Below are 23,602 nucleotides of genomic sequence, written 5' to 3' on the forward strand. Positions count from 1 at the left end.
AGCAAGCACCCCTTCATCCCCGCGGCGCCGTCGACCGGCCCGCGAGTCCCCATTCGGCGCCTCCGGTGCGGTTCCCCAACAGGCCGTCCGGGTGGCGGGTTTCGCGCACAGTAACGCGCGTAGAAGGGGAGGGGAACGGGGTTTCTCCGGGCCGTTACCGATTCGTGCCGCCCCCGCGTCACAACGGGGTTTCCCCGGTTACGCCCGCATGACCCCGGCGGACGAAGGGTCACCTTTCGGTCATCCCTTCGTCCGCCGGCGAGGTCCTTCTCAGGCCACTCGGGTCGCCGCGTCCAACAGTGCGGCGGCGGTGAACAGCTCCACGCCGACCTTGATCGCCGACTCGTCGGCGTCGAAGTCGCCCTGGTGCAGATCACGGACGGTGCGCTCGCCCGGGTGGCGCACGCCGAGGCGGGCCATGGCGCCGGGCACGCGCTCCAGGTACCAGGAGAAGTCCTCGCCGCCGAGGCTCTGCTCGGTGCTCTCGACGGACGTCTCGCCGTGCCGGGCGACCATCGCTTCGCGCAGCAGGCCGGTGACGTCGGCGTCGTTGACGACCGGCGGGACGCCGCGGACGTAGTTGATCTCGGACTTGGCGCGGTGCAGGTTGGCGACCTCGTCGATCGCGGCGACCACGAGGTCGGGCGCCTGCCGCCAGGCCTCGATGTCCAGGCAGCGCACGGTGCCCGCCAGCTCGGCGTGCTGCGGGATGACGTTCGGGGCGTGACCGCAGTCGATCCGGCCCCAGGTCACCGCGAGTCCGGCGCGCGTGTCGACGCGGCGGCCGACGAGCGCGGGGACGTCGGTGACGACCCGGGCGGCGGCGGTGACGAGGTCGGTGGTCAGGTGGGGGCGGGCGGTGTGGCCGCCGGGCCCGTCGAGGGCGATCTCCAGGCGGTCGCAGGCGGAGGTGATGGCACCCGCCCGCAGCCCGATCATGCCGGCGTCGACCCGGGGGTCGCAGTGCACGGCGATGATCCGGCCGACGCCGTCCAGCGCGCCGTCCTCGATCGCCTCGGCGGCGCCGCCCGGCAGCACCTCCTCGGCGGGCTGGAAGATCAGCCTGACCGGTCGCGGGAGCAGGCCCTGGCGGTGCAGGTCGGCGAGGACGAGGCCGGCGCCGAGGACGACGGTGGTGTGCACGTCGTGGCCGCAGGCGTGGGCGCGGTCGGGCACGGTCGAGCGGTAGGCGCACTCGGTCTTGGTGTCCGGGATGGGCAGCGCGTCGATGTCGGCACGCATCGCGAGGACGGGGACGCCGTCCGCCCAGTCGCCGATGTCACAGATGAGTCCGGTCCCGCCGGAGAGTACGCGCGGCTTCAGGCCCGCCTTCTCCAGGCGCTCCTTGATCGCTGCGGTCGTACGGAACTCCTGGTTGCCCAGCTCGGGGTGCATGTGCAGGTCGCGGCGGAAGGCGACGAGCTCGGCGCGCAGGGGCTCGGGAAGGGTGCCGGGGAGCACGGCTTCCCCGGCGGAATCGGCCTCGGACTCTCGGGACATCAGTTGCTTCACCCTCTGAAGGGTAGGACGCCGGGGCGGTCAACTGACCCGATCAACAAAACTTCAACCCGTTCGGGGAAAGAAAAGTTGGCCGCGCGGCGCATGGCTGTCGTTCGGGACGGGTAAACTCGGCCGACTTTGCCCGAGTGGATCATGACAATCTGACCCGTCCCACTTTTTTCCTCTCTCCACGGATACCACGGCCCACGGCAACCACGCCGGGAATGTCCACGGAGCGGGACCGTTACGGGGCCCGGTCCCGGAAGCATCACCTCCACGTCCCGTTTCCGCCACGCTGCGCGACCGCCGGGGGCGGGCGGGGCACAGTCTCCCCATGACGACACTGACGCGGACCCTGGCGGCGGCCGAGCCCGTGTGGGCGTGCGGCTGCGGCCCGGATCCGGGGGCCCTGGCGAGGTTCGGTCTGTTCGGGACGGCGTTCCTGGTCCTGGGCGGCCTGACGGCGATGATCCTGGCGGGGTGGCTGCTGGGAGGCCTGGTGTGGGCGGTCGGACGGGCGTGGCGGGCGTGGCGGGGCGACGGGACGGTGGCGGGGGCCGGGGGGCTGGACGGCCGGGTGCGGGAGGTCGGGGCGTGGGGCGGCGAGGTGTGGGAGGGCGCGGAGGTGCCGGACGCGGTCGAGGTTCCTGGCGGCGTTCCGGCGCCGGAGGGGGCCGCGGTGCCGGAGTTCGCCGAGGTACATGAGCGAGCGGAGGTGCTGCCGGAGGAGGCCGAGGCAAGCTTCTTCGGCGGGTTGGGCCGTTGGGAGGAGGAGCGGCCGCGGAGAGGTGGGGGCGCGGGGAGGTGAGGGCGCGCGGGGAGGTGAGGGCGCGGGAAGGTGGCTGCGCGGGGAGGTGAGGGCGCGGGGAGGGTTTCTGGCGGGCCCCGGAGACGGTCGCCGCCCTCTCGTCGGCACCGGGTTCGCCGTGCCGGCCCGGATCGTGCTGGAGTCCGACGAGGGATCGGAGCGGTCCCGGGCCTTCCTCCCGGCGCGTGGGCCGAGCAGGTCCCCGCTCATGGCCCCTTCGCTCAGACCACGCTCACCGCCGCCAGCCGGTCCACCCCCCGGGCCGTGTCCGTCACGCCGGACAGGAAGCCCTGGGCGCGGGGGGAGGCGTGTGCGGTGAGCCAGGTCGGGTCGATGTCGCAGACGGCGACGCGGACGTCGGTGCCGGCCAGGGCCAGGGGGAGGGTGTGGACGACGGTGGAGGGGAAGCTGAGGACGGTGCGGCCGATCGGACCCCGGCGGGCGATGAGTTCGAGGGGGAGGTCGGGGCGGACGACCTCCAGGCCGGTCTCCACGGCCAACCGGTGGAGCTTGTCGGCGCTCTCGCGGCGGTGGGCGAAGTAGCGGGAGGCGCCGTGGGCCTTGGCGAGGACGCCGACGGCGTGCAGATAGCGGTCGCCGTCCACGACGCCCGTCTCGACGAGGGAGGTGCCGACCACGTCGGCGCCCTTCGTCACGCGCGGCGGGCCGAAGCGGTCCCGGGTCCAGGCGAAGGTGTTGGAGGTGACCGTGACGTCGGCGGGGGTGTCCCCCACCGGCATGGAGGAGAAGACCTGCACCCGCCGGTCGGCACCCGGGGTCAGGCGGCGGCGGGCGGCGGCGGAGACGGGGGCGAAGAGCAGGTCGCGGGGGCCGGGGCGGGCGCCCTTGCGGTGCCAGCGCACCAGCCGTTCGCCGCGGGCGAGCTGGCCGACGAACTCCATGGTGGCCGTGCCGTCGTCGACGACGACCAGGTCGGCGGCCCGGGTGATCGTCAGCAGGAGCTGGACGTAGCGGGAGAAGGGGTCTCCCATGACGACCCGGTCCGCCCTGCGCAGCAGGGGGGCGAGGCCGCCGATGGTGCGGAAGGGGGCCGTGGTGCCGCCGCGGGCCTCCTCCCAGCGGACTTCGTGGCCCTCGTCCCGGGCCAGTTCCGCCATGCGGCGCAGCTGGCCGCGGGTCATCGGGTCGGTCGGGGACAGGACGACGACGGTGAGCCCCGCGCCGGGCTGCTCCTGGGCGTGGAGTTCCTGGGCGTGCGCCCACTCCAGGACGTTCAGGAGCTGCACCGGGCTCTCGACGAACGCGAGGGTGTGGGGGGTGGTGCCGGGGTTCCCGGCGCGAGGGCTCATCGTCGTACGACCGTCCCGTGAGGCACTCGTAGCGGTGGAGAGGGGGCCGGGGTCAGACCGCGACGGGCTCGCCGGCGGCCGCGGCGATCTCCGCCTCGGCGACGACGCCGGCCACGCGGCGCAGCTTCTTCATGGGGCCGAGTTCGGAGTCGTAGACCTTCTTGACGCCGTCACCGAGGGAGGCCTCGATGGTGCGGATGTCGCGGACGAGACGCTGCAGGCCCTGCGGCTCGACGGAGGCGGCCTGGTCGGAGCCCCACATGGCGCGGTCGAGGGTGATGTGGCGCTCGACGAAGGTGGCGCCGAGGGCGACGGCGGCGAGGGTGGTCTGCAGGCCGGTCTCGTGGCCGGAGTAGCCGATCGGGACGTTCGGGTACTCCTTCTCCAGCGTGTTGATCACCCGCAGGTTGAGCTCCTCGGCCTTCGCCGGGTAGGTCGACGTGGCGTGGCAGAGCAGGATGTTGTCGCTGCCGAGGACCTCGACGGCGTGCCGGATCTGCTTCGGGGTGGACATGCCGGTGGAGAGGATGACCGTACGGCCGGTGGAGCGCAGGGCGCGCAGCAGTTCGTCGTCGGTGAGGGAGGCGGAGGCGACCTTGTGGGCCGGCACGTCGAACTTCTCCAGGAAGGCGACGGCCTCGGTGTCCCACGGGGAGGCGAACCAGGCGATCCCCTTCTCCTTGCAGTACTCGTCGATCCGGCGGTACTCGTCCTCGCCGAACTCGACCCGGTGGCGGTAGTCGATGTACGTCATCCGGCCCCAGGGAGTGTCGCGCTCGATGTCCCACTGGTCGCGCGGGGTGCAGATCTCCGGGGTGCGCTTCTGGAACTTCACGGCGTCGCAGCCGGCCTCGGCGGCCACGTCGATGAGCTTGAAGGCGTTCTCCAGCTCGCCGTTGTGGTTGATGCCGATCTCACCGCAGATGTAGACGGGCTGACCGGGACCGGCGGTACGCGAACCGAACTGGCGCAGGCGGGAGTTGGTGCTCATGTCTGGGAGTTCCTTACGTGGTGAGGGGAGAGGGAGTCGAGCGAGGGTCCGAGGATCCAGCCGGCGATCTCCCGGATCGCGCCGTCGCCACCGGGGAGGCTGGTGACCGCGCGTGCGGCGCCGCGTACGACGTCGTGGGCGCTCGCGACCGCCACGGGCCAGCCGACGAGGGCGAAGCACGGGAGGTCGTTGACGTCGTTGCCGACGTAGAGCACGCGCTCCGGCGCGATGCCCTGTTCCTCGCACCACTGCTTGAGTGCGAGGTCCTTGCGGTCGATGCCGTGCAGCACGGGCAGCTGGAGCTTGCGGGCGCGGGCGGCGACGACCGGGTTCTGTTCCGTGGACAGGATGAGCATCCGCAGCCCGCTTCTGCGCAGGGCGGCGATGCCGAGTCCGTCGCCGCGGTGCACGGAGACGAACTCCCGTCCCTCTGAGTCGATCAGCACCCGGTCGTCGGTCTGGGTGCCGTCGAAGTCGAGGACGACCGCGTCGATGTCGGCGGCCGTGGGCAGCGAACCGGGGCGGTCCGCGTCGAAGAGGGGGGCGAGGGCGCGTGCCCGTGCCAGGTCGTGCGGGTCGTCGATCTCCAGCACGCGGGCGGGGTCGGTGCGGACGAGGTCGGTGCGGCCGAAGAAGCGGTGGCCGTGCTCGCGGAAGCCGGCCGCGTCCATGGCGTAGGCGGCGCCGGTCTCCAGGAAGTCCTGGGGCCGGTCCTGGCGGCGGGGGCGGTAGGACTTGTCGTGGTTGACGCCGCGGCCGCCGCCTCCGTGTCCGCCGTCGTCGTCCGCCGCGTCCTCGTCGGCGTCCCGCCAGACGAACCCGTGGAACGGGGCGACGGTCACCGCGGTGTCCGCGCCGTGCTCGGCCACGGCGGCGGCCACCCCGTCGATGTCCTCGCGGACGAGGAACGGGCTGGTGCACTGCACGAGCAGCACCACGTCGGCGGCCGTGCCGTGCAGGGCCTCGTGGGTGTCCAGGGCGTGCAGGACGGCGGCCTCGGAGGTGGCGGTGTCCCCGGCGATGGCGGCCGGCCGCAGCACGACCTCGGCTCCGGCCTCCCGGGCCGCCGCCGCGATGGCCTGGTCGTCGGTGGAGACCACGACGTCGGTGACCAGCCGGGTGGCCCGGCACTCCCGCACGGCCCGCGCCACCAACGGCACGCCACCGACGGACGCGAGGTTCTTCGCGGGGACGCCCTTGGAGCCGCCGCGCGCGGGGATCACGGCGAGCACGCGGCGCACGCCCGCCTGGGGGTTGGACATGGGGTGGACTCCTTGGGGGGACGTCGGGGAGGTCACAGCTCCCCCATCCGGCGGATGACGGGCGCCACGCGCTGCACTCCGTGCCGGTAGGCGCCGCGGGCGGCGCGGCGCACGATCTGGCGAACCGGCCCGGGTTCCCGGTCGGCGGCGGGGGCGCCGGGCAGCGGGCTGCCGTCGGGGCCGAGGTGGTGGCGGGCGAGGAGGCCGGGGAGGTAGCCGGGCGCGGTGGCCGGTGTGTAGTAGGGGGTGAGCGGGGGCAGGCCGCCGGGCCGGTCGAGCAGCTCGGCGATGCGTGCGCGGGCCTCGTCGAAGGCCTTGTCGTACGAGCCGTCCGCGGCGACGCCCTGCCGGGCCACCCACTCCTCGTCGGGGCGGGGCCGGTGCCCGGCGTCGAGCTGGTCCCAGGAGGCGAGGCAGCCGGAGCCGACGAAGTGGTGGTTGCCGAGTGCCTCGCGCACGCCGAGGTCGGTGAGGACCACGGTGGGGATGCGGCGGTGCAGGGATTCGAGGGCGGCGGTGGAGCTGACCGTGACCATGAGGTCGGTGCGGTCGAGCACCTCGCCCATGTGGCCGTACACCAGGCGGACGTTGGGCGGCAGGTCGAGCTTCTGCGCCAGCTTCTGGTACGGCAGCTCCTCGATGTGGGTGGTGTGTTCGCCCGGCCTGGAACGGAGCTTGAGCAGCACCTCGCGCTCGGGGTGGAGCCGGGCGTGCCGGACCAGCCGGTCCAGCAGGTACGCGCGGTCCCCGCGGCTCTCCGGTACGGAGGGCTGCGCGGCGAAGACCACCGTGTACGGGTCGCGTTCGCCCGCGTAGGCGGCTCCCCCGAGGAACGGCAGGGCCACCTCGGTCACCGAGGAGGCGTCCGCGCCCACTCCCTCGTACACCGCGCGGAAACGCTCGGCGTCCTGGCGGGAGTTGGCGAGGACGAGGTCCGCGCCGTGCCGCAGCAGCAGACCGTCGGCGAGCTTCTCGTAGACGACACCGACGTAGCCGGTGACCACGACGGGCCGCTCCCCCGTGCCCCGCGCCCAGGTCCGGCTCAGCCCGTGCAGGATCGCCTGGACGCCGCCCCCGACCAGCGCGAGGACGAGGACGTCGTAGGACTCGCGTGCCATGACGCGCAGGAACTCGACGGCGGTGACCTCGCGCAGGGAGTCGGCGCGCACGCCGACCTCGGCCAGCTGGCGGGGGGTGGGGGTCGCGCGTCCGCGCAGCAGGTACCCGTCGAGGACGGGGGCGGTTTGCGCGCCGTCGTGGGAGCCCGCTTCCCCGGACGGGCCCGACCGCCCGTCCGGGGCGATCCGGCCCGCGGTCGACGCACCCCATTTCCAGCGGGTGTCGGAGTCCGCGAGCACGGCGATCCGCAGGGGCTTCGAAGTACGTGGTGGCACGGCCAAGACGCTAGGAAGCAAAACCCGAGTCCGGCCCAACCGCGACTCAACAAAAAGTTAACAGCGCGCCACCGGTGCCCGAACTGGCCCGTCGATACGGGGGAAATACGCTGGAGGCACCGATCCGACACATCGAGTTCACGCCCCGTACCCGCGTCGGAAATTTCCGCTCCCGGGCACGCTCCTAGGCTTTCGCGAGTGCCGAAGCTCTCCGTGATCGTGCCCTTCTACAACGTGCAGCAATACGCGTCCGACACTCTTGTGAGTCTGCGTGCGAACACGCGCGACGATGTCGAGTTCATTCTGGTCGACGACTGCTCGACCGACGCGACCTCGGACATTCTCGCGCGCGCGGAACGCCAACTGCCGGGGGCGGTACTGGTCAGACACGAAAAGAACGGAGGGCTGGCGACCGCGAGAAACACCGGCATCGACACCGCCCGGGGCGAATATCTGACGTTCCTGGACGGCGACGACTGGCTGGCGCCCGGATACCTGCCCCGGCTGCTCGCCGCCGCCGAGGAGCTGGGCTGCGACTTCGTCCGCACCGATCACGTGCAGTGCACCGGGCGGGCGCGGAGCATTCACCGCGTCCCGCACGGCCGCCGCGCGACGGTGATGAACCCGCGGGAGGCGATCCTGCCCGCCGACCGGTCCACCTCGGTGGACTACGCCTACGCCTGGGCCGGCATCTACCACCGCCGCCTGGTCGACCGCGGACTGCTGCACTTCACCGACGGGCTGCGGACGGCCGAGGACCGGCCGTGGATCTGGAACCTCCACCTCAGGGCGGACACCTTCGCCGTGGTGGGGCTGCTGGGGGTCTACTACCGGCGCGGCGTGGCCTCCTCCCTCACCCAGATCGGCGACGTACGGCAACTGGACTTCATTCGCGCGTTCGACCAGGTGCTCGAGGAGACGGCGCGCGACCCCGAGGCCGACCGGCTGCTGCCCAAAGCGGTACGCACCTACTGCGCGGTCATGACGCATCACCTCGGCTCGATCGAGAGGTTCGAACCCGCCGTGGCCCGGAAACTGCGCTCCCTGTGCGCCGCCGCCCTGCGGAGAATGCCGCAGGACGTGCTCGCGGAGGTCATGGACTCGATGGACGTGCGGCGGGCGAGTGTGCTGCGGCGCGCGCGGCGCAGGCCGGTGGCGGCGTGGACGGTGGCCGCCTGATGCCTCGCACCACCCGCATCTTCTGCGTCTCGACCCTGTACGGCGCCGCGACCCTGGCCGCCGCCCTCGACGCCGGGCTCTTCGCACCGACCGACCGCCGGCTCCTGGTGGTCACCAACAACGCGACCAATCCGGAGATCACGCCGTCCGTCGACACGATGCCGGGCTTCGCCCGGATCCGTGAGCGCTTCGACGAGGTGCTGTCCTGGAACGAGACCATCTCCCCCTTCCACCCCGGCGGCTGGGGTCCGCGCGGGGACGACATCCCCCTGTGGGAGCGGTACGTACGGCTGCTGTGGGACCTCGGCGACGACGAGGTCCACCTGGCCGTGGAGTCGGTGCAGGTGAATCCGGCGCTGGCGCTGTGCCAGCTGTTCACCGGTGCCCCCGTCGACGTCTACGCCGACGGACTCATGAGCTACGGCCCCACCCGCGACAAGATCGATCCGCTGGTGGGCACCCGGGTCGGCCGGCTGCTCCACCTCGATCTGGTGCCCGGCCTCACCCCGCTGCTGCTCACCGAGTTCGGCGTACCGCCGGTGGTGGTGCCGTCCGAGGCGTTCCTGAAGGTGCTGGGCGAACTCGCCGAGGCCGAGGACGACCTGGGCGCTCCCGAGGAGCCACCGGCTCTGCTGCTGGGGCAGTACCTCTGCGCGCTCGGCATCCTCGGCGACGCCGAGGAGGAGGAGCTGCACCTGGCCATGGTGCGCGGCGCCGTGGCGCTCGGGCACCGCAGGCTCGTGTTCAAACCGCACCCCGTGGCACCCGCCCGCTGGTCCGGGCTGCTGGAGGACGAGGCGAGGAGGCTCGGGGCGGACCTCGTCCTCCTCGACCGGCCCGTCCTCGCGGAGGTGGCCTACCAGCGGCTGCGGCCCGCCCTCGTCGTCGGCTGCTTCTCCACCGCGCTGCTCACCGCCGCCGGCCTGTACGGCCTCCCGGTCGCCCGGGCCGGCACCGACACCGTGCTGGCCGGGCTGGCGCCCTACCAGAACAGCAACCGGGTGCCGCTCACCATCGTCGACGCGCTGCTGCCGGACCTGGCGGACAGGCCGGCCGTGGAGGCGTGGACCATGCCGTCGCCGGAGCGGGTGGACGAGCTGGCCGCGCTGCTCGGGGCCGTCGGCTTCGCGATGCAGCCCAAGATCCACCCGGGGCTCCGGGGTGAGGCGGAGCGCTACCTCTCCACGCGCCTGGACGCGCACACCTGGCGCTACTTCAGGCGCCGGCGCCTGGCGGCGCTGGCCCTGCCCGGTGCCGTACCGGGCCGGCTCGCCTTCATCCCCCGCAACACGACCGTCCGCCGCCTCGCGCGCCGGGCGCGGACCCTGAAGCGGGTGGCCGGCAAGCGGTAGCCGGGGACCCTGAAGCCGGCGGCCGGCACACGGTGGACGCGGCCCCTCAAGCCGGCGGCCGGCGAACGGCCGACGCGGTCGCCCGGCCGGCGGACCCGGCCGGGCAGCTGTTCATCCGATCACCACCTTCACGCCGCCCGTGAGTCAGCCGCTCCTCATCCCGCACACGTCGGAGGTGCATAGCGTGCGAGCCCGACTCCTGACTCCCATGGAAGGTCCCCCAGGATGAGCGCGACTGACCAGGCTCCGCCGCCGGCGTCGAAACCGGTGCCCCGGCCGGCCCTCTCCCTTCCCGACCGGCCGGTCCGGCCCCGGGCGGAGAGCCGGCTGCGCGCCCTGGACGGGCTGCGCCTGCTGGCCGCCCTGATGGTCTGCTTCTACCACTACGCCGGCAAGAACGGCGAGGTCGCGCAGTCCTGGCAGCAGTCCCCCGGCGTGAAGTTCCCGACGCTGTCGCAGTTCGCGACCTACGGCAGCCTGGGGGTGCAGTTCTTCTTCCTCATCAGCGGGTTCGTGATCTGCATGAGCAGCTGGGGACGGAGCCTGGGCGACTTCTTCCGCTCCCGGGTCGCCCGTCTGTACCCGGCGTACTGGGCGGCGATCGTGCTGGTCACCGCCGCCGCCTTCCTCCTGCCGGTGGTGTCGCAGCCGCTCCGCTCGGACGAGCTCCTCGTCAACCTCACCATGCTCCAGCAGCCGATGGGCGTGCCCCGGGTGCTGGGGGTGGACTGGACGCTCTGGGTGGAGGTGCGCTTCTACGCCCTGTTCGCGCTGTTCGTGGTGTGGCGGGGCGTCACCTACCGGCGGGTGGTGCTGTTCTGCTGCCTGTGGACGCTGGCCGGCGTCTTCGCCCGGGTCGCCGACCACCCGCTGACCGACCAGCTGGTGATGCGCGACCACGCCCCGTACTTCATCGGCGGCCTCGCCCTGTACCTGATCCACCGCTTCGGCAACGACCTGCTGCTGTGGGGCATCGTGGGCGTCAGCTTCCTGCTCGGCCAGCGCTACTCGGTCACGGCCCTGTGGCACCCCGGCCCGCAGGGCGACTTCCACCGCAGCCCGTACGTCATCCAGCTGATCGTCCTCGTCGCCTTCGTCGCGGTCGCCGCGGTGGCCCTCGGCTGGACGAGCCGGGCCAACTGGCGCTGGCTGACGGTGGCCGGGGCGCTGACGTACCCCTTCTATCTGATCCACGAGCACCTGGGCTGGTTCTTCATCCGGGTGCTGTACCGCGAGTTCGGGCTGAGCCCGTACGTCACGTTCACCGCGACCGTGCTGGCCATGCTGGGCATCGCCTGGCTGTTGCACCGGTTCGTGGAGAAGCCGTTCGGGCCGCGGCTGAAGAAGGCGCTGGTGGTACGGCGGGGGTAGGCGGGGCGCGGGGCGCCCGGAAAGGGGGGCCGGGCCGTCACCGGCCCGCCGAAGCCGCCGGGCGGGCGCGCCCGGCCCCCCCGCGGGCCCGGGGGGGGGGGGGGGCGGGGGGGGGGCGGGCGCCCCGCGCCCGGCGCCCCCCCCCCCCCCCCCCCCCCCCCCCCCCCCCCCCCCCCCCCCCCCCCCCCCCCCCGGCACTGTCTCAACGCGCTGCCGACCGCAACCGCCGGACGGCCCGCCGCACCGCCGGATGGCGGCGCAGCGCCTCGGCCCGGACCGGGTCGCCGCCGGGCAGGCGCAGGCTCGTCAGGCGGCGGCGCTTGAAGTAGCGCTGGTACTCGGCCAGGTGGGTGGCGAGCCAGACGGCCGTCTCCTCGCGCAGGGCGTGGTGCTTGCGGGACTGCATGCAGTACCCCACGGCCCGTACCAGGGGCGTCAGCCTCTCGGCCGCACCCGCGAGTTCGAGGGGGGCACCGAGCTCGTCGTGCTCCGCGTCGGGCAGCGCCGCGTCGATGACGGTGAGCGGGATGCGGTTGCTGTTCTCGTACGGCGTGATGCGCTCCAGGAGCAGCTCCGTGCCGACGCGGGCGACGGGAATGCCGTAGAAGGCGGCGGCGGTCATCAGTGCCGTGGAGAAACAGCCGATGACGAGCTTCGGCCTCAGGTACGCGTACACGGTCTCGGCGAGGACGGGTTCGTTCAGCACCGTGAGCCGCACGCCGAGTTCCCCGGCGGCCGCCTCCAGCGACTCGCCGTACACGGCGGGCGCGCTCGGGTGCGGCTTGAACAGCACGTCCCGGTGGCCCGCGCGGGCGGCGGCCCGCAGCATGCGGATGTGCAGCTGCTCCTCCTCGTCCTGGGTGATCAGGTCGATCGCGGAGAGGTACTGGCCGAGGAGCACGGCGGTGGCGGGGCGGTCGGCCGGGAGCCGCTCGGCGAGGACGCCGGCGCCGGACGCGCCGATCTGCGCGAGGACGTCCACGATCGCCTCGTTCGGGACGGCCTCGGGCTCGACGCCGTACTCGGACAGCAGCATCGGCCGCAGGCCGGGCACCAGGTCGAGGTGGAGGACGCGCACGATGCGGCTGCTCATGCCGTGCGGGATGCGGTTGCGGGTGGGGCCGTAGCTCATCAGGCCGTCCGCGTACACGTGGATCGGGCTGTCGGCGAAGATGTCGGCGACCGCGCGGGAGGGGTTGGCCTGGATGGACTCGCAGGCGATCTCGACCGGTTCGTCACCGAGGTCCCAGGCCAGGCGTACGGCCTTCTCCCACAGCAGGGTGTCCTGGGCGCGCGGCGACCAGCCGGCCGGGTGGTGCGGGGAGATGAACTCGTTCCAGGACCGCACCTCGTCGAACTCGGGGCGCAGCTTCTCGAAGCCGGCCATCCGGTCGAGCGGGGTGCCGACCTCCGGCGCGGCGGCGGTGTTGCTGACGACGAGGATGCGGCGGACGCCCCCGCGCGGGCCGAACCGGCCGGCGCGGATCGCGGCGGTGACGGTCGCCGCCGCGTACTGGGTGGCCGAGAAGAACATCTGGATCACGCCGCCACTCCCTTCATGCCGCCCCGGACGCGGCGCAGCACGTGGACGCGTTCCTCGCCCATCCCCACCACGGCCTCGCTCAGTTCGTCCTCGCTCATCCTGCCCAGCGCCTCGGCGGCCAGCCGTTTCAGCCGTGCGGCCACGCCGCGCTCGAACCGGCGCCGGTCGAGCAGCTGGTGGGCGATGACGACGCAGTAGTTGCGCAGCGCCTTCGCGCGCAGCCGGCCGGCCTCGGGATCGTCGGCGAGCTCGGCGAGGACGAGGTCGAAGGAGCGGAAGAAGTCCAGCTGGCGCACGTCGCCGATCTGGGTGAGCGAACTGGCGACGCCCCGGCGGTAGAAGACCCCGCGCAGGCTGGCGACGACGTAGGAGTCCGCCCTGCGGTGCAGGTCCCATATCCACGGCCGGTCCTCGGCGGTGCGCAGCCCGTCGTGGAAGCGGAGCATTCCCCGGTCGAGGAGGCGGCGGTGGTAGATGCCGGCCCAGGCGTAGGGATAGTCGACCATCGTGGTGTCGTCGACGGGGAGGATGGAGCCGCGCGGGTCGAGCGGGGTGTGGCGGCGGCCCTCGGGCGCCCGGTGGACGGCCCGTTCGACGCCGGTGACCTGTACGTGGTCGGTGCGTACGAAGTCGACGTCGTACCGCTCGATCACGTCCACCAGCCGGGCCAGGTAGCCCGGCGCCAGCCAGTCGTCGCCGTCGAGGAAGGTGAGGTAGCGGCCCTCCGCGACGTCGATGCCGGTGTTGCGCGCGGTGGCCAGTCCGCCGTTGCGCTCGTGCCGGATCACCCGGCTGTTGTCGAGTCTCACCGTCAGGGCGAGGAGCGCCTCGTAGGTCCTGTCCTTGGTGGACCTGTCCTCGACGAAGATGAACTCGAAGTCGTCCCGCGCGTTGTTGACCAGGCTAGTCACGGTCTCGGGGAGATACCGCTCGATGTTGTAGCAGGGGACGACGACGGACAGGGTCGGTGTGTTGGCCACGTGTGCGCACCTGGATTCTCAGCGGAAAGTCAAGTGATCCTAAGAAAGGTGGATCCGCATCCGCGTGTCCCGACACCGAAATTCCGGTGAACTCGGCGTGACATCCGATGCGGGTCGCGCGGGAGAATTCCAGATGAAGACCCGGTGACTCGTCTCCGCCCCGTTTCCACCGCCCCCAATTCCCGCGGAATACGGTGCTAGGTTCGCGCACGTGACCGAGATATCCACCTCACCTCCGCCCGTCGCACGGCGCGGGCGGAGTTCGCATGGACCGGCTTTCGGCCGGCTGCGCCTCACCTCTCCCGCGGGGTGGACCACCGCCATCACCACCGCCGCGCTGCTGGTCCACACGACCCTCACCGCCGGTGTCTTCCTCGACATCCGTTATGTGCTCGCCGCCCTGCGGACGACGGGGGCGAGCGGTCTGTCCCCATCCGAGATATTCGCCCACCGGCCCTTCTTCTACCGCTGGACGCTCGCCGGCCTGGACTCCGTCACCGGCGGGTCGAACGCGGTGCGCGAGGCCCTCATGCGGCTCGTCGGTCTCGCCCTGTGCGCGGCCGCCGGGCTTCTTCTGCACCGGGCTCTGCGCCGCCGTGTGCCCGAGCGGGACGCGGTGCTCGTCGCGGGCCTGACCGCCCTCACCCTGGCCTTCGCGCCCGTCATCGACTACCTGCAGCCGGAGTGGTTCGCGATCGTCTTCGCGACGGTCGCCGTCGCCGCCGCGCTCGGCGTGCGCGGCCGCCCGCAGGCCGTCGCGCTCGCCGCACTGCCGCTCGCCCTCGCCGTCCTGATGAAGTACTCGACCGCGGGCACCGCCGCGATGGCGCTGCTCGTGGTCTTCGCCGTGGACCGCGTACGGGCCCTGCTGCTCGCCGCGGCGACCGCCGTCGCCACCGGTGTGCTGTTCGCGCTCAGCGCCTGGTCGGGCTCGCGCGAACTGCAGTGGCTGCGCGACATGCCGCACATCAACGCGCACGCGCTGGGCAGCGAGCCGGTCGTCGTCGCCGACCTGCTGCTGCGGACCGCCGACTACCTGGGCGACCGGATCGCGCTCACCCCGGTGCTCGCGCTGCTGCCCGGCGCGCTGCTGCTGTTCGCCGCCACCCTCTCCTCGCGCCGGCAGCGCGTCGAGGCCGTGCTCGTCACGCTGCTGCTGCTCGTGGTGGGCCTGGCCGTCGTGGTCTACCAGGGCAACTGGTTCGCCTACCACGGCGAGAGCCTGCCGGTGGTGGCCGCGGCCCTGACCGGTCTGGCGATCGGCCGCTGGTACGGACGGTACGGCCGCCCCCCGCTGTGCCTCACCGTGCTCGCCCTGCTGTTGGGGGCGCTGGCCCCGCTGCTCGCCCCGGTCCGCGCGGACGTCGACGCTGCGGTGCTCGCGTGGCTCGCCTCGGCTGCGGCCCTCCTCGCCGGCGCGGTGGACCTGCTGCGGGTGCGGGCGCCGCGTCCGCGTGTCCGCCGTGTTCCGGTCGCCCTGCCCGTCCTCGCGCTCGTCGTGTGCCTGGCCGCGACCGTGTGGCCCACGTCCGGGGTCCGGGTGGTCGAGGGGAACATCGTCACGACCAACGCGGAGCTGAAGGAGCAGGCGCGGTCGGCGGAGGCCGCCGCGGAGCGGGTGAACGCCGAACTCCCGGCCGGGGTGGAGGTCCAGTACCTCTCCTTCGGGCAGCAGGCGTACTACGTCGGCCACCCGACCCCGTGCCGCTACCCCTTCCCCACGTTCTTCAACGTGCCCAAGCAGCTCACCGAGGTCCCCTCGCTGACGTCGACCCGGGAGAACGTGCGCTGCGTCACGCAGGAGCACCCGCCCGCCTACGCCGTCTACCAGCCCAGCTGGTTGTCGCTCGGTGTGATCGACCCGCGGATCGCCGCCGACATCCGCACCACCTACCGGTGCCCGAAGCCGACGGAGGGTCAGCAGCTCGTGGTGTGCACCCTGCGCCACCCGCAGTGACCCGCACCCGATGACGAGGGCCCCGGCGGAGCCGCTCCGCCGGGGCCCTCGTCGCTCGGCCGACGGGTCAGGTCGCGCCCGCGATGCGCGCCGCCTTGTGGCCCAGCTCCACCGAGTAGCTCTGCCCCCGGTCCTGCGGGTAGATCTGTGCCATCGTCGCGAGCGTGACGCGGCTGAGATGGGTCCGGTGGCCCGGGATCAGCGCCTTGTACCGGGGCGTGACCACGGGCTGGGCGAAGGGCGCCCGCGAGAAGTGCCAGTCCTGGATCCAGGAGCGGTCGAACTGAGGGTTCAGCCGCCTGAGCCAGGGCAGATACCGCTCCAGCAGCTCGGCCGGCTCGGTGGTGAAGCGCCAGTCGTCCCGCTCGACGTAGTTGCCCACGTAGAGGATGTGGCGGCCCCCGTACTGCGCCGGGTCGATCATCTGCGTGTGCTCGACGACCGCCAGGAACGGGAAGTCGGGCTCGTTGATGTTCAGCCAGTAGTACGGGATGGCGCTGCGGTCCAGCTCCAGGACGAAGCAGGTAGCGCCCAGGTACTGGTTGCGCCAGACGGCGTCGTCGGCCGGCGCGTCGGCGGCCTTGGCGAAGGCGGGCTGCGGAGTGGTGACGATGAGGTGGTCGAAGGCGTACGAGGCGCCGTCGGCCGTGCGCACGGTGACCGGCCCGTCCTCGCCGTCCTGACGGATCGTCTCCATCCGCTTGCCGAACTCGACCTTGCCACCGTGCTCGGCGATCCGGTCGCGCATCGTCGCGTACACGCGCTCGAACCCGCCGTCCAGATAGCCGAGTTCGAAGGTGCGGCAGTGGACGCGCGCCCACAGCCAGGCCATGGACACCTGGTCGGCGCGGTCGCCGAACTTCCCGCGCAGCAGCGGCTCCCAGACGGCCTCGGTGGCCCGCCGCCCGGCCCACTTGTTGAGCCAGCTCAGGGCGGTGCGGTCGGTGAACCGCTCCCCGTCGCGCACCAGCTTCAGCCACGCCGACGACAGACCGAAGCGGATCCCGGCGGGCAGGCCGTACAGCGGGGAGTTCAGCATCTCCAGCGGCGTGCTGAAGGGGTGCATCCGCCCGTCGCGGAACACCCCGGTGGTGGTCTTGTGGAAGCGCAGGTCGCCGCCCAGGCCCAGCTCCTCGATGAGCTCGATCATCTGGCGGTCGCTGCGGAAGATGTGGTGGTAGTAGCGCTCCAGCGGCACTCCCCCGACGGGGATCGACGCGGCGAGCCCGCCCAGTTCGTCGGCGGCCTCCAGGACGGTGACCGCGTGGCCCTGCCGGACCGCGTCGTACGCGGCGGTGAGGCCGGTCGCTCCCGCGCCGATGACGCCGAGATTCATGCGAAACTCCACTTTCTGTTGAGCGCGAACTGGAAGACCAGCACCACCGGCAGCGAGCCGGCCTTCACGAGGTTCGGGTCGATGCCGAGCCCCCGGGAGAACACCGCGAGCAGCACGAACGTCAGGGCGATACCGGTCAGGCCGACGGCGTAGAAGCGCAGGAAGCGCGTCAGCAGACGGTCGCGCTTGCCGAAGGTGAACAGGGCGTTCAGGACGAAGTTGTTGGTGATGCCGAGGCTGGTGGAGAGCACGTTGGCCACCTGCTCGTGCAGCCCGGCGACGTTGTAGAGCAGCAGGAACGCGCCCAGGTCCAGCAGGACGCCACTGCCGCCGACCAGCGCGTACGTGACCAGCTGCCGGAGGTCGCGGGTGCGGGTGCCGCGCGGGGTGCGGGGGCTCTGCGAGGTGTCGGTGCCCGCCGGGACGTCGGGGCTCGCCGAAGAGTCGGTGCCTGCCGGAGAGCCCGTGCCGGCGGGGTCGTCCGTGCCCGTCCGGGAGCCGGTGTGCACCACGTCCTCAGTGGCCATGGCCGATGCCGTCACCGCCGGCCTCCGGGTCCTGCGCGATGACCTGCCGCACGGTGTACAGGGGCCGGCCCTGCACCTCGTTGTACGTACGCCCGATGTAGCTGCCCAGCACGCCGAGCGACAGCATCTGCACGCCACCGAGGAACAGGACGACGACCATCAGCATCGTCCAGCCGGAGACCGTGATCTCCGGCCGCAGCACCTTCATGGCGAGCGCGTAGCAGATGCCGAGGAACGACAGCGCGAGCACCGCGAAGCCCAGCTTGGTGATCATCCGCAGGGGCGCGGTGGAGAAACCGGTCAGCCCGTCGATGGCGAGGCGCGCCATCTTGCGCAGCGGGTACTTGGTCTCCCCGGCGAACCGCTCGTCGCGGTCGAAGTGCACCTCGCTCTGCCGGAAGCCCATCGAGGCGACCATGCCGCGCACGAACCGGCTGCGCTCCCGGAAGCGCCGCAGCTCGTCGGCGGCGCGTCGGTCCATGAGCCGGAAGTCGCCGGTGTCCAGCGGGATGTCCACGTCGGTGGAGGACCGCAGCAGACGGTAGTAGGCGTGCGCGGTGGCCCGCTTGAAGAGCGTGTCCTGCCGGCTGCGCCGACGGGCGTGCACGATCTCCGCGCCGTCCCGCCAGGCGTCGATCAGCTGGAGGCTGACCTTCGGCGGGTCCTGGAGGTCGGTGTCCATGACGATCACGGCGTCGCCGCGCGCCTCGTCGATTCCGGCGGTGATGGCCATCTGGTGCCCGAAGTTGCGCGCGAAGTCGACGACCCGGACGCGCCGGTCGTTCTTGGCGACGTCTTCCAGGATGGCCAGCGTGCCGTCGACGGAGCCGTCGTTGACGTACACCAACTCATAGGTGAACTCGGGGCGTTCGCCCAGTGCCGCCACGAGCTCCTCGTGGAAGTGGCGGATCCCGTCCTGTTCGTTGAAGACGGGCAATACATAGGAGACGAGCGCGGCGCCACCACGCTGACGAGGCATGGGGGTTGCCTGCACCCGGCTGGGTATGTCTGGCATTCGGCGAACGTAGGGGCGCGACGTGAACGCGGCTCGAACGCGTGATGAGTGGCGGGATGCGGTGAAGCGACATGCGCCGCCCGCCCGGGCCCTGGTGGACGGTCAGGTCACGGGAGCGGAAAAGCCCCGTCGCCCGAGGGCTGAACAGGGGGTGAAGCGGGCGCTGTCGCCCGGTGAACCAGACCGTTCACCGCACCCCGTAGCGCGCGGCGATTCCGTCGATGACGATCTCGAGGCCCTCCTCGAAATGCCGGCCGTAATCGCTGAAGATCTCCGCGCCGGCCTGCGCGGCCAGCGGGAAGTCGGCCATCCGGCGGGCGCGTTCCTCGACGTCGAAGCCCTCGCGCCGTTCGCCCCGCAGCGGCTGGACGCCCTGCTCCTCGGTGACGAACCCGATCGTGTACGCGTACGTCGTCGAGGTCGCGCGGACCGCCCGGGCGAGGGTGAAGCCGGCGGCGGTGAACAGGCGCAGGTCGTCCTCCATCCGACCGGCGTGCTCCATCCCCGTGAAGCGTGAGCCGCTGAAGACCTTGGCGCCGTCGCGGTAGCCGAGCAGCGCCTCGCGCAGGCCGTGGTTGGACCTGCGCAGCCGCTCCCGCCAGGTGTCCGCGGACTCGGGGGGCGTGCCCGCGACCATCCGGCGGTACATCTCCGTCGCCATCTCGTCGAGCAGCGCCTGCTTGTCCTTGAAGTGCCAGTACAGGGCGGGTGCCTTGACGTCGAGCTCGCGGGCGATGGCCCGCAGGGTCAGGCCCTCGAGACCGACCTCGTTGAGGAGCCGCAGAGCGGTGTCGGCCACTCGCTTGCGGTCGAGGGGGGCCCGCCTTTCCGTGTTCACGCTTGACAGCTTAACGCCGTTAAGTCCACGCTGGCGAACGACGGCACTTAACAACGTTAAGGAGACTGGGCGTATGGCACCGCAGGTGCAGGAAACGGACGTACTGATCGTGGGCGCGGGCCCGAGCGGACTGGCCCTCGGCATCGATCTGGCCCGGCGCGGTGTGGAGGCGCTGCTGGTGGAGCGGGCCGAGGGGCTCTTCCCCGGCTCGCGCGGCAAGGGGATCCAGCCCCGCACGATGGAGGTCTTCGACGACCTCGGCGTGCTGGAGGCGATCCGTGCGGCCGGGGGCGCCTACCCGGTGGGAATGCTCTGGCGGGACGGCCGGCGGATGGGCGAGCACCACATGTCCGACCCGGCGGAGGCGACGGCGGACTCCCCCTACGCCGAAGGGTTGATGGTGCCGCAGTGGCGCACCCAGGAGATCCTGATGGCCCGGCTGGAGGAACTGGGCGGGACGGTCGCCTTCGGGAGGGAGGTGACCGGTGTCGCCCAGGACGAGGACGGGGTCACGGCGCAGTTCGCGTCCGGCGCCCGCGTTCGTGCCCGGTACGTCGTCGCCGCCGACGGGGGCCGTTCGACCGTGCGCCGGGCGCTCGGCGTCGGCATGACGGGCGAGACGGTCGACCCGAGCCCGATGCTGGTCGCGGACGTGCGGGTGAGGGGCCTGGACCGCGACAACTGGCACCTCTTCCCGCCGCGCGGGGAGGGCGACGGCTTCCTCGCGATCTGCCCGCTGGCCGGCACGGACGACTTCCAGGTCTCCGCCCGGCTCCCGGAGGGGGCCTCGGTCGACCTCTCCCCCGACGGCGTCCGCAAGGTCGTCGCCGCCCACTCGCACCTCGCCCCCGAGGACGTGACCGAGGTCCGCTGGGCCTCCGACTTCCGCCCCCGGGCGGCCCTGGCCGACCGCTTCCGGGACGGCCGGGTGTTCCTCGCCGGTGACGCCGCGCACGTCCACTCACCGGCCGGGGGCCAGGGCCTCAACACCAGCGTCCAGGACGCCTACAACCTGGGCTGGAAGCTGGGGGCGGTGCTGAGCGGCAGCGCCCCGGTGTCGCTGCTGGACACCTACGAGGAGGAACGCCGCCCGATCGCCGCCGGCATGCTCGACCTGTCGACGAGCGTGCACCGCGGCGAGACCCGTCGCGGTGAGGCGACACGTCAGCTCGGGCTCGGGTACCGGGAGTCGTCGCTCACGGAGGAGACCCGCGCGGCGCCGGGCCCGGTGCGGGCCGGCGACCGGGCACCGGACGGGGCCGTGGACGGCGTACGGCTCTTCGACGCGTTCCGGGGGCCGGGCTGGACGCTGCTGACGGTGGGCCGGCCGGCCGCGTCGCCCTTGCCCACCGTCCGCATCCCGTCCTACGAGGTGTACGGCGACGGCGTCTTCCTGATCCGGCCGGACGGCTACGTCGGCTGGGCCGGCGAGTCGACGACCGGCCTCCCCGAGTACCTGACCCGCGTCGGCCTCCGCCAGGACCTCGCCTAGGCGCTCGCCAGCGACAGCTTCACCGCGAACCCGAGGAACAGCGCCCCGGCCGCCGACGTCGCCCCCGCCGCGAGCCGCCTGCGCCGGCGGAAGGAGGCAGCGAGCTTCGTCCCGCCGAAGATCAGCGCGCTGAGATAGAGGAAGCTCGCGAGCTGCGCGAACGCGCCGAGGACGACGAACGACAGGGCGGGATGGGCGTACCCCGGGTCGACGAACTGCACGAAGAAGGCGACGAAGAAGAGGATCGCCTTGGGGTTGAAGAGGCTGATGACGAGCGCGCGGCGGAAGGGCCGCTCGTCGGGGACCGCGGCCTCGGCGACCGCCGGCTCGGCACTCCGCCGCTCCCGCCACATCCCCCACGCGGCCCGCAGCATCCCGACCGCCAGCCAGGTCAGGTACCCGGCCCCGGCGTACTGCACGATCCCGAACAGCACGGCGTTGCCCTGGAGGAGGGAGGCGACGCCGGCGGCGGAGAGCGTCATCAGCACGGTGTCCCCGCACCAGACCCCGGCCGCGGCGGTGTACCCGGCCCGCACCCCGCGCCGGGCGGCGACGGAGAGGACGTACAGGGAGTTGGGCCCGGGGAGCAGGACGATCAGAACGAGGCCTGCCAGATAGGTGGGAAGGTCGATGACGCCGAACATGCGAAGGAGTGTCGCACGGGGGTGCGGCACTCCTCTTCGGTACTCCGGCCGGCCGGTTCCCCCTCCGGTCAGTCGGCGGCGCCCGCGGGCGCCCCGGGTTTCGTGTGGAGGATCTCGCGGGCCTGCTCCGCGGCGCGGGCGGTGCTCTCGCTGACGAAGTCGAGGAAGCGGGCGACGTTCTCCAGGCGGGCGCCGGCCGGAGTGCCGGGGCCGAGGACGCCGACGCCCTTCCGTGCGGTCTCGACGACCTGGGCGATGGCCCGGGCGCTGGCCATCATCGACTGGTACCAGATGTCGTCGTCGACGACGTAGCGCTCGCGGCGGCGTTCGCCTTGTTCCCGGCGGACGAAAGCCTGACTCTCCAGGAACGCGATCGCTTTGGAGACGGACGCCGGGCTGACCTGGAGGCGCTGGACGAGTTCGGACGCGGTGAGGCTGCCGGAGTCGGCGAGGGTGAGGCAGGCCATCACCCGGGCCGCCATCGTGGGCATGCCCGAAGCCATCATGACGGTCGTGAACAGCTCCTCGTACTCGCGCACGGCCTCGGCGTCGCGTCCGTAGGCCTGCTCGGGCGCCTCCGCCCCCCGGGGCGCGGCCTGCCTGCGCCGGCGGGTGCGGCGTTCGGTGGCGCGGTGGGCGAGGTCGGCGCGGTAGGCGGTGGGGCCGCCGTTGCGCATGACCTCGCGCGTGACGGTCGAGGTGGGGCGGTCGAGACGCCTGGCGATCTCCGCGTAGGCGAGGCCGTCGGCCAGTCCCAGCGCGATCTGCTGACGTTCCTGCTGGGTGAGCCTGCCTCCGGGCATCGCGGTCTCCTTCGTTCTCCCCCACGTCCGCCCAGCATAGCGTTCACTCCCACGTCATTGCAACGAACCGACATGCGATGTTGCGTTAGATTCAGGACCATTGCAACGATTTTATAGCTGTGAGCTGCGAAGATTCAGTTCCTAAGCAACGAAGTCATTGAAGGATCGTCGAATGCAACGTAGCTTTTCCGTTGTCGGAAACAACAGCGAGTCAAGGAGCACACGATGCAGAAGTTCGACACCCCCGCCCCGATCTCCGCCGTCCTCGACATCCAGGCCGGGCGGGTGCAGGTCATCGCCGCCGACCGGGCCGACACCGCGGTCGAGGTCCGGCCCGCGGACCCCGCCAAGGGCCGGGATGTGAAGCTGGCCGAGCAGACCACGGTCGAGTACGCCGACGGCACCCTGCGGATCACGGCCGCGGCGGCGACGAAGAACCGGATCCTGGGCCCGTCCGGCTCGGTCGAGGTGACCGTCCAGCTGCCCGCCGGCTCCCGCGTCGAGGTGACGTCGGCCGGCGCCGAGTTCCGGGGGGTCGGGCGGCTCGGCGACGTCGCCGTCGACGGCGCCCACGGCCAGGTCAAGCTCGACGAGACCGCGGGCGCCCGCTTGGCCGTCCTGGCCGGCGACGTCTCGGTCGGCCGCCTGGGCGGACCCGCGGAGATCAGCACCCAGCAGGGCGACATCCGCATCCACGAGGCCGTGCGCGGCACGGTCACGCTGCGCACCCAGCAGGGCCAGATCTCGGTCGGCGCCGCCCGCGGAGTCTCCGCCTCCCTGGACGCCGGCACCTCCTACGGCCGGATCCACAACGCGCTCAAGAACACCGAGGGCGCCGACGCCGACCTGACCATCCACGCCACCACCGCCCACGGCGACATCACCGCCCGCGCGCTCTGACCCGCGGCCTCCGAGGAGCACCCACCATGACGAACCTGGCCATCGCGGCGAACGGGCTGCGCAAGTCCTACGGCGACAAGATCGTGCTCGACGGCGTCGACCTGGCCGTCCCCGAGGGAACGATCTTCTCCCTGCTCGGCCCGAACGGCGCCGGCAAGACCACCGCCGTCAAGATCCTCTCCACCCTCGTCTCCCCCGACCCCGCCTCCGGCGAGATCCGCGTCGGCGGCCACGACCTCGCCACCGACCCGCAGGCCGTGCGCGCCGCGATCGGCGTCACCGGGCAGTTCTCCGCCGTCGACGGCCTGATCACCGGCGAGGAGAACATGCTCCTCATGGCGGACCTGCACCACCTGTCCAAGCGTGAGGGACGGCGCGTCGCCACCGAGCTGCTGGAACG

Annotated in this window: 21 protein-coding genes; 8 read left to right on the plus strand and 13 right to left on the minus strand. The window is 72.3% G+C overall.

The genetic code is table 11. The features are described from left to right. Positions 1 to 270: 270 nt before the first annotated feature. Positions 271 to 1,500 (minus strand): amidohydrolase, encoded by a 1,230-nt coding sequence (locus ACIBBD_RS38135; RefSeq protein ID WP_399424517.1) that lies wholly within the window; start codon positions 1,498 to 1,500, stop codon positions 271 to 273. A 334-nt stretch (positions 1,501 to 1,834) separates the two neighbouring features. Between ACIBBD_RS38135 and ACIBBD_RS38140 the strand changes: the two genes are divergently transcribed. Beyond that, positions 1,835 to 2,308 (plus strand): hypothetical protein, encoded by a 474-nt coding sequence (locus tag ACIBBD_RS38140; RefSeq protein WP_399424519.1) that lies wholly within the window; start codon positions 1,835 to 1,837, stop codon positions 2,306 to 2,308. 221 nt (positions 2,309 to 2,529) lie between these two features. On the opposite strand, the gene ACIBBD_RS38145 is transcribed toward ACIBBD_RS38140, so the two are convergent. The 4 genes from ACIBBD_RS38145 to ACIBBD_RS38160 are packed head-to-tail and all read right to left on the minus strand — an operon-like array spanning position 2,530 to position 7,265. Then, positions 2,530 to 3,618, minus strand: a complete 1,089-nt coding sequence (locus tag ACIBBD_RS38145; RefSeq protein ID WP_399424521.1) for a hypothetical protein — start codon at positions 3,616 to 3,618, stop codon at positions 2,530 to 2,532. Between the two features lie 52 nt (positions 3,619 to 3,670). Further along, positions 3,671 to 4,609 carry an N-acetylneuraminate synthase family protein gene (locus ACIBBD_RS38150; protein ID WP_399424523.1) on the minus strand — a complete coding sequence of 313 codons (939 nt, stop codon included), beginning with the start codon at positions 4,607 to 4,609 and terminating at the stop codon, positions 3,671 to 3,673. Then, positions 4,606 to 5,871 (minus strand): cytidylyltransferase domain-containing protein, encoded by a 1,266-nt coding sequence (locus ACIBBD_RS38155; RefSeq protein ID WP_399424524.1) that lies wholly within the window; start codon positions 5,869 to 5,871, stop codon positions 4,606 to 4,608. The genes ACIBBD_RS38150 and ACIBBD_RS38155 overlap by 4 nt, the downstream gene beginning before the upstream one ends. 32 nt (positions 5,872 to 5,903) lie before the next feature. Then, positions 5,904 to 7,265 (minus strand): DUF6716 putative glycosyltransferase, encoded by a 1,362-nt coding sequence (locus ACIBBD_RS38160; RefSeq protein WP_399424526.1) that lies wholly within the window; start codon positions 7,263 to 7,265, stop codon positions 5,904 to 5,906. 198 nt (positions 7,266 to 7,463) lie between these two features. On the opposite strand from ACIBBD_RS38160, the gene ACIBBD_RS38165 reads away from it, so the two are divergent. The 3 genes from ACIBBD_RS38165 to ACIBBD_RS38175 all read left to right on the plus strand — a co-directional run bounded on the left by ACIBBD_RS38165 (position 7,464) and on the right by ACIBBD_RS38175 (position 11,167). Continuing rightward, positions 7,464 to 8,444: a glycosyltransferase family 2 protein gene (locus ACIBBD_RS38165; protein WP_399424528.1), complete on the plus strand. Its 981-nt coding sequence runs from the start codon at positions 7,464 to 7,466 to the stop codon at positions 8,442 to 8,444. Beyond that, positions 8,444 to 9,796: a polysialyltransferase family glycosyltransferase gene (locus ACIBBD_RS38170; protein WP_399424530.1), complete on the plus strand. Its 1,353-nt coding sequence runs from the start codon at positions 8,444 to 8,446 to the stop codon at positions 9,794 to 9,796. The genes ACIBBD_RS38165 and ACIBBD_RS38170 overlap by 1 nt, the downstream gene beginning before the upstream one ends. Before the next feature lie 225 nt (positions 9,797 to 10,021). Then, positions 10,022 to 11,167 (plus strand): acyltransferase family protein, encoded by a 1,146-nt coding sequence (locus tag ACIBBD_RS38175; RefSeq protein ID WP_399424531.1) that lies wholly within the window; start codon positions 10,022 to 10,024, stop codon positions 11,165 to 11,167. A gap of 202 nt (positions 11,168 to 11,369) precedes the next feature. On the opposite strand, the gene ACIBBD_RS38180 is transcribed toward ACIBBD_RS38175, so the two are convergent. Both ACIBBD_RS38180 and ACIBBD_RS38185 read right to left on the minus strand, forming a co-directional pair. Next, on the minus strand, positions 11,370 to 12,701 hold the full coding sequence (locus ACIBBD_RS38180; RefSeq protein WP_399424555.1) for a polysialyltransferase family glycosyltransferase: 1,332 nt from the start codon (positions 12,699 to 12,701) through the stop codon (positions 11,370 to 11,372). A 5-nt stretch (positions 12,702 to 12,706) separates the two neighbouring features. Next, positions 12,707 to 13,690 (minus strand): glycosyltransferase family 2 protein, encoded by a 984-nt coding sequence (locus ACIBBD_RS38185; protein ID WP_399424533.1) that lies wholly within the window; start codon positions 13,688 to 13,690, stop codon positions 12,707 to 12,709. Positions 13,691 to 13,901: 211 nt separating this feature from the next. Between ACIBBD_RS38185 and ACIBBD_RS38190 the strand changes: the two genes are divergently transcribed. Continuing rightward, positions 13,902 to 15,647, plus strand: coding sequence for a hypothetical protein (locus ACIBBD_RS38190; RefSeq protein WP_399424535.1), 1,746 nt, complete (start codon positions 13,902 to 13,904; stop codon positions 15,645 to 15,647). A gap of 67 nt (positions 15,648 to 15,714) precedes the next feature. Here ACIBBD_RS38190 and ACIBBD_RS38195 read toward each other — a convergent pair whose 3' ends face one another. From ACIBBD_RS38195 to ACIBBD_RS38210, 4 genes are all read right to left on the minus strand, one after another. Further along, on the minus strand, positions 15,715 to 16,983 hold the full coding sequence (locus ACIBBD_RS38195) for an NAD(P)/FAD-dependent oxidoreductase (protein ID WP_399424537.1): 1,269 nt from the start codon (positions 16,981 to 16,983) through the stop codon (positions 15,715 to 15,717). Then, a complete protein-coding gene (locus tag ACIBBD_RS38200) occupies positions 16,980 to 17,510 on the minus strand; it encodes a GtrA family protein (RefSeq protein ID WP_399424539.1) in 531 nt (176 codons plus the stop codon). Before ACIBBD_RS38200 ends, ACIBBD_RS38195 begins: the two co-directional genes overlap by 4 nt. Then, positions 17,500 to 18,489: a glycosyltransferase family 2 protein gene (locus ACIBBD_RS38205; RefSeq protein ID WP_399424541.1), complete on the minus strand. Its 990-nt coding sequence runs from the start codon at positions 18,487 to 18,489 to the stop codon at positions 17,500 to 17,502. Before ACIBBD_RS38205 ends, ACIBBD_RS38200 begins: the two co-directional genes overlap by 11 nt. Before the next feature lie 223 nt (positions 18,490 to 18,712). Then, positions 18,713 to 19,363: a TetR/AcrR family transcriptional regulator C-terminal domain-containing protein gene (locus tag ACIBBD_RS38210; RefSeq protein ID WP_399424543.1), complete on the minus strand. Its 651-nt coding sequence runs from the start codon at positions 19,361 to 19,363 to the stop codon at positions 18,713 to 18,715. Between the two features lie 73 nt (positions 19,364 to 19,436). Between ACIBBD_RS38210 and ACIBBD_RS38215 the strand changes: the two genes are divergently transcribed. Then, the gene (locus ACIBBD_RS38215) at positions 19,437 to 20,855 is read left to right on the plus strand and encodes an FAD-dependent oxidoreductase (protein WP_399424545.1); all 1,419 of its coding nucleotides are present in this window, start codon (positions 19,437 to 19,439) and stop codon (positions 20,853 to 20,855) included. On the opposite strand, the gene leuE is transcribed toward ACIBBD_RS38215, so the two are convergent. Both leuE and ACIBBD_RS38225 read right to left on the minus strand, forming a co-directional pair. Next, complete coding sequence (leuE, locus tag ACIBBD_RS38220) at positions 20,852 to 21,499, minus strand: leucine efflux protein LeuE (protein ID WP_399424547.1); 648 nt, start codon at positions 21,497 to 21,499, stop codon at positions 20,852 to 20,854. The genes ACIBBD_RS38215 and leuE overlap by 4 nt on opposite strands. Before the next feature lie 68 nt (positions 21,500 to 21,567). Beyond that, positions 21,568 to 22,302, minus strand: coding sequence for a helix-turn-helix domain-containing protein (locus ACIBBD_RS38225; RefSeq protein ID WP_399424548.1), 735 nt, complete (start codon positions 22,300 to 22,302; stop codon positions 21,568 to 21,570). 225 nt (positions 22,303 to 22,527) lie between these two features. Between ACIBBD_RS38225 and ACIBBD_RS38230 the strand changes: the two genes are divergently transcribed. Together ACIBBD_RS38230 and ACIBBD_RS38235 are read left to right on the plus strand one after the other, a co-directional pair. Beyond that, entirely contained in the window at positions 22,528 to 23,202 is a 675-nt protein-coding gene (locus ACIBBD_RS38230) for a DUF4097 family beta strand repeat-containing protein (RefSeq protein ID WP_399424549.1), read from the plus strand. A 26-nt stretch (positions 23,203 to 23,228) separates the two neighbouring features. Then, the coding region (locus ACIBBD_RS38235) for an ATP-binding cassette domain-containing protein (protein WP_399424551.1) at positions 23,229 to 23,602 on the plus strand (374 nt) is incomplete at its 3' end.

It is taken from the genome of Streptomyces sp. NPDC051315, assembly GCF_044455165.1.
Taxonomy (GTDB): Bacteria; Actinomycetota; Actinomycetes; order Streptomycetales; family Streptomycetaceae; genus Streptomyces.